Below are 8056 nucleotides of genomic sequence, written 5' to 3'. Positions count from 1 at the left end.
ATCTCTCCCCACGCCCGGTGACCTACATCGATCACCTTGGCACACGAGGAGAGACCGACACGAGATAGATCAAAAAACACCAGCTACCTAGAACGAGCGCAGCCCGCGCATGGCGATCTCGACGCCGCGGCGCATCGACTCCATGATCTCCTCATCCGACGACTGGCCGAGCTCGCGCGCGGCGTTGCCCGCGGACTGGACGGCGCCCATGAAGATCCCGGCCACCACCGCGGCGCTGATCGGGTCGAGCTGGTCGGGAAAGGCCGTCAGCAGCTGCCTGGCCAGCTCGCGCTGCAGGTCGAACAGCAGGTGCAGGGCCCTGGCCTGCACGGCGGGCACGGTCATGACGACCTGCTCGTAGACCTTCGTCAGCTCGCGGTCGCCGGCCATCGGGCCCACGGTCAGGTAGTGGGCGATGACCTGCTCGTACGCCTTGAGCAGCACCTCGGCGAGGCCGTCCGCCGGCTCCCGCGCGGCGACCACGTCGGCCGACAGCTCCATGTACTGCGCTGCCTGGGCGAACAGCACGTCTTCCTTGGTGGGGAAGTAGTTGAAGAACGTCTTGGTGGCCACGTCGGCCGCGGCGGCGATCTGCGCGACGGTCGTCTGCTCGTATCCCTGCTCGGCGAACAGCCGGAGCGCAGTGCTGACGAGCAACTGCCTGGTCTGCCGTTTCTTGCGCTCGCGGCGTGACTCCTCCATGGCCACGAAGCTTACACTGACTATATATTTACACGAAAGCGCACATCAGTCCTGGTGGCCGGCCCGCCGGCCCTCGATCAACGGGCGAGGCGCCAGACCCGGATCGACGGCCCGTCTCCGGGCAGCACGTCGCCGTCCTCGGCGTTGTACACGCCGGACGCCTGAACACCGAGGCGGATCGGATCGCCCGGCGCCCGCCGCACGCACACCAGGATCGACTCCTCGTACGTCTCGCGCACGAAGACCAGGCAGTCCGCGTCGGCGTGCAGCCAGCGCAGGCCGCCGTGGCGCAGCGCGGGCTCGGCGCGGCGCAGCCCGAGCAGCTCCCGGTAGGCCGCCAGCGTCAGCAGGTCCTGGTCCACGGGCCGGTTCCAGGGCATCGGGGTGCGGGAGTGCTCGCCGTTCACGCCGGTCAGGCCGAACTCGCTGCCCGCGAACACCATCGGCGTGCCCGGCAGCGTGGCCTGCAGCCCGAGCGCGAGCAGGTGGCGCTCGCGCGAGCCGGTGACGGTGCGGATGCGGGGCGAGTCGTGCGAGTCGAGCAGCTGCCAGGAGTGCACGAGCGAGCGCCACGACATGTGGGACGCGAACGACCTGAACGTGGCCAGCGTGGCCGTCCCGTCGCGCGCGGGCACGCCGCCCGGCACGCCGAGGAAGTGCTCCAGGTCCAGCTCGGGCCCGCGCAGCCAGGTCCAGATTGGACGGGTGAAGCCGCCGTAGTTCATGGTGCCGTGCCAGCCGTCGCGGTCGAGGTCGGGCGAGGCGTCGTGGTTGTGCTCGGCGATGAACGCGGCCTCGGGGCCGACCTCGGCCCGCAGCATGGCGGCGACCTCGTGGGTGTAGTCGTCGGCGCCGCGCCTGCCGGTCATGTTGGCCACGTCCACGCGCCAGCCGTCGAGCGGCCCGAGCCACTTCTTCAGCACCGCCCGCATGCTGGAGCGGACCAGCTCGCTGCCCCAGTTGAGCTTGGGCAGCGTCTTGACGCCCCACCAGGACTCGTAGTCGCCGGTGTCGGGGTCGAAGTAGAACATCTCGCGTTCGACCGCGTTCACGTCGGACACGGCCGCGGTGAACCATTCGTGCGTGTCGCCGCAGTGGTTGGTGGTGATGTCGCCGAGCAGCCGCATGCCGCGCGCGTGCAGCGCGCCCGACAGCCGGTGCAGCGCCTCGTCGCCGCCGAGCAGCGGATCGACGTGCTCGAACGTGGCGGCGTTGTAGCGGTGGTTGGAGCGGGCGGGGAAGATCGGTGTCAGGTAGACGGTGTCGGCGCCGAGGCTCTGGATGTGGTCGAGCCGCCGGACGATGCCGTCGAGGTCACCGCCGTAGAACTGCTCGGAGGTGCCGGGCCCGCTGGGGATGACCGGGTCACGGTCCCAGTCCCGCGGCAGCGCCCAGTCGGGCGGCTCGGGCATGAGCCCGGAGCGGTCGAAGCGGTCGGGGAAGATCTGGTAGACGATCGCGTCCGACATCCACTGGGGCGGCGGCTGGTGGCACACGAGGCGGAAGTCGCTCGCGTCGGTCACGTCGTTCGTGACGAGCCCGGCTGCGGTCAGCCACGCCTGGCCGCCCTGCCTGTGGAGCAGGAAGCGGTACGGGGTGACGGGGTTGACCGCCGTGATCTCGGCCCGCCACCAGACGTCCGTGCCGCCGTATCCGCCCACGTCCCGCCGCGACGGGTCCGGCGCCGCCTCGGCGTAGCGGGGCTCGCCGTCGTGCACGGTGCGTACGTGCACGCCCGTGACACCAGCGGCCAGCGGCGCCCGCAGCCACAGCGTCACCCGCGAGCCCACGGCGGGTTCCTGGTCGGAGACGTACAGAGCTGAGCCGTCGTGATGCGGCTCCCCGATGAAGCGCAATGAACCTATCCCTTGACAGCCCCGGCGGTGAGCCCGGAGACGATGTACTTCTGCAACCAGAGGAACACACCCACAGTGGGAATGGCGGTAAGCAACGTGCCCGCGGCGAACATGCCGAAGTTCGCGTTGCGGTGATCACCGGCGATCATGCCGTACATGCCGACGGCGAGGGTCTTGCTGTCGGGGTCGCGCAGGAACACGTTCGCCATGAGGAACTCGCTCATCGTGCCGATGAACGCCAGCAGCGCCGTGACCGCGAGGATCGGCGTCACCAGCGGCATGATGATCCGCCAGAAGATCTGCGCGTGCGTGGCGCCGTCCACGGTGGCGGCCTCGTCCAGCTCCTTCGGCACGGTGTCGAGGAAGCCCTTCATCAGCCAGGTGTTCACGCCGAGCGCGCCGCCGAGGTAGAGCAGGATGAGCCCCCACACGGTGTTGAACCCGAAGGCCGGATACAGCTCGGTCACCCTGGTGAAGATCATGAAGATCGTCACGATGGCCAGGAACTGCGGGAACATCTGGATGAGCAGCAGCGCCAGCAGCCCCACGCGGCGGCCCGCGAAGCGCATGCGGCTGAAGGCGTACGCGGCGAACATCGACAGCAGCAGGCTCGTGAACGACGACGCCAGCGCGATGAACACCGAGTTGACGAACCACCGGGCGAACGGGTAGCTGTCGGAGCTCAGCAGATTGGCGAAGTTGGCCAGGCTGGCCCCGGTCGGCAGCAGGTCGGTGGAGGCCAGCGTGCCCATGGGGTTGATCGCGGCCGAGAGCACGAACAACACCGGGAAGATCGCGAACGCGCACACGACCAGCACGAAGGCATGCCTGAGGGCGAGCTTCACGCGTAGACCTCCTCCTGCTTGCGGGTGCGGCGGAACGCCACGGCCGAGATGACGGCCACGATCGTGAAGATGAACACCGAGATCGCCGCCGCGAAGCCGAACTGCGCGCCGCCCGCCCCGAACGCCAGCCGGAACGTGTAGGTGATCAGCAGGTCGGTGGCGCCCACCTGCGGGTTGTCCGCGGGGAACGGCCCGCCGTCGGTGGTGAGCGCGATCGCGTTGAAGTTGTTGAAGTTGTAGGCGAACGACGAGATCAGCAGGGGGGTGAGCGCGACCAGCAGCAGCGGCAGCGTGACCCGCCGGAACGCCTTCCACGGCGTGGCGCCGTCGATTGCCGCCGCCTCGGTCAGCTCGCGCGGGATGGCCTGCAGCGCTCCGGTGGTGACCAGGAACATGTACGGGAAGCCGAGCCAGAGGTTGACCAGGATCACGCCGAGCCGGGCGGTGCCCGGCTCGCCCAGCCAGTCGATGTTGACCCCGAGGAGCTGGTTGATCAGGCCGAAGTCACGGTTGAACATGTCGCGCCACACCAGCAGCATGGCGAAGGCGGGCATCGCGTACGGCAGGATCAGCAGGATCCGGTAGAACCGGGTGCCGCGCATCCGCGGATGGTGCAGCGCCAGCGCCACCGACATGCCGAGCGCGAACGTGCCGAGCACGGAGGCCAGGGCGAAGAGCAGGTTCCAGCCCAGCACCCCGGCGAAATACCCCGAAATAGTGGGGTTTGTCAGCACGCGTGCGAAGTTGTCGAACCCGACACTGACCTGCCAGCCCTGGGCCAGGTGCTCGCCCTTGGCGTTGACGAAGTATCCCTGCCCCTCGTCGGCCTGCCAGGTGTCGCCGTTGCCGCGCACGCAGTCGCAGCCGGCGTCGTAGACGAGCGCCGCCTTGCCCTCGACGGCCCGGCTGAGCCCGTTCGCCTTGATCACGCCGTCGCCGGTCGGCACGGCCAGCGCGGAGATCTCCTGGCCGCGGGCGGCGGCCTCGGGCGCCTTGAGCACGGTCAGCCCGGGCGCGCTCAGCACCTTGCCGGTGACCCCGACCTGTGCCCCCGCCAGCGGCGACAGCCCGTTCGCGTCGCCCACCCGCACCTGCTTGGTCTTCGGGTCGACCAGCAGGAACACCAGTTCGTCGCCGCGCAGCGCGGCGGTCAGGGCGTACTCGGGCGAGCCGGGGGCCTGCCGCACGGAGCCGGTCTCGATGGCGGTGATGGCGGCGGCCTTGTCGCCGCGGTGCCCGTCGCCGAAGTTCGTGAACGCGGTGGTGACCGTGTAGACGACGGGGAACACCTGGAACGCGATAAGGAAGACGGTGCCGGGGATGAGGTACTTGGCCGGGATGAAGCGGCGGGTCAGGTAGAGGCAGGCGACGGCCGCGGCGGCGGCGCACAGCAGCCCGAGCGAGACCCACGAGCCTGCGGCGACCAGCGGCGGCACGGCGTAGAGCAGGATCGCGGCGGTCACGGCGAGCACCGCGATCCTGCTCACCACGAACGCGGTGGTGATCTCCCGGCGGGGCCGTGGAGACGTCCTGGTCTCCACGGCCCCGCGCACGTCGAGCGTCATGTCAGTGCTTGAGCGAGCCGTCGATGGCCTTCTGCGCCGCCGCGGCGGCCTTGGCCGCGTCGCCGCCCTTGACGACGGCGTTCTCGGCGATGCCGAACGGCTCCCAGATCGCCGCCATCTCGGGGATGGCCGGCATCGGCATGCCGTCCTTGCCCGCGTCCATGAACTTGACGGCGTCCGGGTCGCTCGCCTGGACCTCCTGGAGGGCGGCGGTCAGCGCCGGGGGCCGCGGGTCGGCCTCGTACAGCGCCTTGGCGACGTCCTTGTTGGTCACGTAGTTGGCCACGAACTCCTGGGCCAGCGCCTTGTTCTTGCCCTTGGAGGCCACGAAGAACGTCTGCACGCCGACGAACGGGGTGGCGGGCTTGCCGTCCTTGAACGCCGGGACGGCGGTGATGTCGTACGGGACGCCGCCCTTCTTTACCTCGCTGATCGCCCACGGGCCGGAGATCAGGTAGGCGCACTTGCCGCCGGCGAAGTTCACAATGTAGTTCTCGTTCGTGATCGACGTGCGCAGCGCGCCGTCGCCCTTCTCGCCCAGGTCCTTGAGCTTGCCGAACGCCTTGACCGAGCCGGGCGAGCCGACCAGCACCTGCTTGGCGTCGGGGTCGCCGGTGGGGGTGGTGCCGAACAGCGCGCCGCCGGCGGAGGCGAAGATCGGGTAGACGTGGAAGGCGTCGCCCTTCTGGCCGACGGGGAGGCAGAGCACCTCCTTGACCTTGCCGGCCGCCTTGAGCTCCTTGCCCTTGGCGACCAGGTCCTCGATCGTGGCGGGCGCCTCGGGGGCGAGCTTGGTGTTGCGGATCAGCGCGATGTTCTCCACCGCGTACGGGGCGCCGTAGATCTGCCCGTTGAACGTCACCGCCTGGATCGCCTTGGCCGAGAAGGCCGCCTTCTGCTCATCGGTCAGCGTCACCGGGTCGATGGCGCCGTTCTGCACGAGGTTGCCGATCCAGTCGTGCGCGCCGATCATGATGTCGGGGCCGCTGCCCTGCTGGGAGGCGGTGAGGAAGGTCTGCTGGTTGTCCTTGCTGATCTCCTTCACCTCGACGCTGACGCCGTTCTCGGCGCCGAACTGGTCGGCGAAGGGCTTGAGCGGCTTGACACGGTTGGCGTCGGCCCAGATCACGAGCGTGCCACCGCTCTTCGCCGCCGAGGTGGAGGCGGACGCACCGGGTGCCGCCGTAGAAGCCGACTGGGAAGCAGACTGGGAACCGCCGCACGCCGCCACGGCGAACGCGAGGGCCGCGAGAGCGGCCACACCCAGAGCCCGCTTGCGCATGGGACCTCCTGAGGTCACGGAGGAACGGCGACGCCGCGCGAGCGCCGCCGCAAGAAGAAGCCGAACGTTTCCGGGACGTTAGCGGCTCTTTGCAAGAATTGGAAGAACTTGCGAAAGAGCGTTACGCGATCCTCACCAGCCCCCGTCGCGGCAGGAGGCGCGCACGCGTGACATGGCACCGCCATCCCGGCCAAGGTGACATCTGCAACTTTCCGCAAATTACGCTTGACCCTCCGCAAACCAACGCGACATCCTTCACCAGAACTCATCGACATCTCACGCAAAGGGACAGCCATGCTCGGCAACGACGACTGGTGGCGTGACGCCGTGGTGTACCAGGTCTACCCGCGCAGCTTCGCCGACTCCGACGGCGACGGCATGGGAGACCTCGCAGGCGTTCGCGAGCGCCTCGGCTACCTCGCCGACCTGGGCGTGGACGCCATCTGGCTGAGCCCCTTCTACACCTCCCCCATGGCCGACGGCGGCTACGACGTGGCCGACTACCGGGACGTGGACCCCATGTTCGGCGGGCTCGCCGACTTCGACGCGCTCATCGCCGACGCCCACGACAAGGGCATCAGGGTCATCGTGGACCTGGTGCCCAACCACTCCTCCGACCAGCACCCGTGGTTCAAGGCAGGGCTGCGCGAGCGCTACATCTTCCGCGACGAGCCCAACGACTGGGAGTCGATCTTCGGCGGCCCCGCCTGGACGCAGGCCGAGGACGGGCAGTGGTATCTCCACCTGTTCGCCCCCGAGCAGCCGGACCTCAACTGGGACAACCCCGACGTGCGCGCCGAGTTCCGCGACGTCCTGCGCTTCTGGCTCGACCGGGGCGTGGATGGTTTCAGGATCGACGTGGCACACGGCATGATCAAGGCCGAGGGGCTGCCCGACGTGGGACCGAAGGAGGGCCGCCAGGCGGAGATGCTCGGCGACGAGCAGCTGCCCTACTTCGACCAGGACGGCGTGCACGAGATCTACCGCGAGTGGCGGCCGATCCTCGACTCCTACCCCGGCGGCCGGATGGCGGTGGCCGAGGCGTGGGTGTCCTCGCCGGAGCGGCTGGCCCGCTACATCGGGCCCGACGAGCTGCACCAGGCGTTCAACTTCGAGTTCATGATGGCCGACTTCCACGCCAAGTCGTTCCGTACGGTCATCGAGAAGTCGCTCAAGGAGGCCGAGCTGGTCGGCGCGCCCACCACGTGGGTGCTGTCCAACCACGACAAGCCGCGCCACGTCACCCGCCACGGCAGCCTGGCCCGCGCCAGGGCGGCCACGCTGCTCATGCTGGCCCTGCCCGGCTCGGCCTACCTCTACAACGGCGAGGAGCTGGGGCTGCCCGAGGTGCTCGACCTGCCGGACGAGCTGCGCCAGGACCCGGCGTTCCGGCGCACCGGCGAGAGCCGCGACGGCTGCCGGGTGCCGATCCCGTGGACGGTCTCCGACGGTTTCGGCTGGCGGAACCCGTGGCTGCCGATCCCCGGCTCCTGGGGGCCGCTGTCGGCCGAGGCCCAGGAGGACGACCCCGGCTCCACCCTGAACCTCTACCGGGCCGCGCTGAGGCTGCGCAAGGAGCACCCGGCGCTCGGCGGCGGCACGCTGACCTGGCTCGACTCCCCCAAGGACGTGCTGGCCATCCAGCGCGACCCGGGGCTGGTCGTGATGATCAACACGGGCGAGGAGCCGGTCCGCCTCGACCTGGGCGGCGAGGTCCTGCTGTCCAGCGGCCCGCTGACCGACGATGGGGCGATCCCGCCGGACACCACCGTTTGGGTCCAGCACTGACACGGATTGGTGGAATCT

The 8056-nt window shown here is 69.4% G+C and carries 6 protein-coding genes; 1 reads left to right on the top strand and 5 read right to left on the bottom strand.

Annotated elements, in window-relative coordinates:
* Positions 1-87: 87 nt before the first annotated feature.
* The 5 genes from ACIBVN_RS48830 to ACIBVN_RS48810 form a co-directional block, all read right to left on the bottom strand.
* Positions 88-702, bottom strand: coding sequence for a TetR/AcrR family transcriptional regulator (locus ACIBVN_RS48830; RefSeq protein ID WP_397147705.1), 615 nt, complete (start codon positions 700-702; stop codon positions 88-90).
* Between the two features lie 77 nt (positions 703-779).
* Positions 780-2558 carry a glycoside hydrolase family 13 protein gene (locus tag ACIBVN_RS48825; RefSeq protein WP_397147703.1) on the bottom strand — a complete coding sequence of 593 codons (1779 nt, stop codon included), beginning with the start codon at positions 2556-2558 and terminating at the stop codon, positions 780-782.
* A 5-nt stretch (positions 2559-2563) separates the two neighbouring features.
* Positions 2564-3403 carry a sugar ABC transporter permease gene (locus ACIBVN_RS48820; protein ID WP_397147701.1) on the bottom strand — a complete coding sequence of 280 codons (840 nt, stop codon included), beginning with the start codon at positions 3401-3403 and terminating at the stop codon, positions 2564-2566.
* Positions 3400-4968 carry an ABC transporter permease subunit gene (locus tag ACIBVN_RS48815; protein WP_397147699.1) on the bottom strand — a complete coding sequence of 523 codons (1569 nt, stop codon included), beginning with the start codon at positions 4966-4968 and terminating at the stop codon, positions 3400-3402. The genes ACIBVN_RS48820 and ACIBVN_RS48815 overlap by 4 nt, the downstream gene beginning before the upstream one ends.
* 1 nt (position 4969) lies before the next feature.
* Entirely contained in the window at positions 4970-6250 is a 1281-nt protein-coding gene (locus tag ACIBVN_RS48810; RefSeq protein WP_397147697.1) for an extracellular solute-binding protein, read from the bottom strand.
* Between the two features lie 294 nt (positions 6251-6544).
* Between ACIBVN_RS48810 and ACIBVN_RS48805 the strand changes: the two genes are divergently transcribed.
* The gene (locus ACIBVN_RS48805; RefSeq protein ID WP_397147695.1) at positions 6545-8038 is read left to right on the top strand and encodes a glycoside hydrolase family 13 protein; all 1494 of its coding nucleotides are present in this window, start codon (positions 6545-6547) and stop codon (positions 8036-8038) included.
* Positions 8039-8056 lie beyond the last annotated feature (18 nt).

Source organism: Nonomuraea sp. NPDC049400 (assembly GCF_044466425.1).
Classification (GTDB): Bacteria; Actinomycetota; Actinomycetes; order Streptosporangiales; family Streptosporangiaceae; genus Nonomuraea.
The sequence above is the reverse complement of the archived record's forward strand: the minus strand, read 5'-3'. Positions and strand labels throughout refer to the sequence as shown.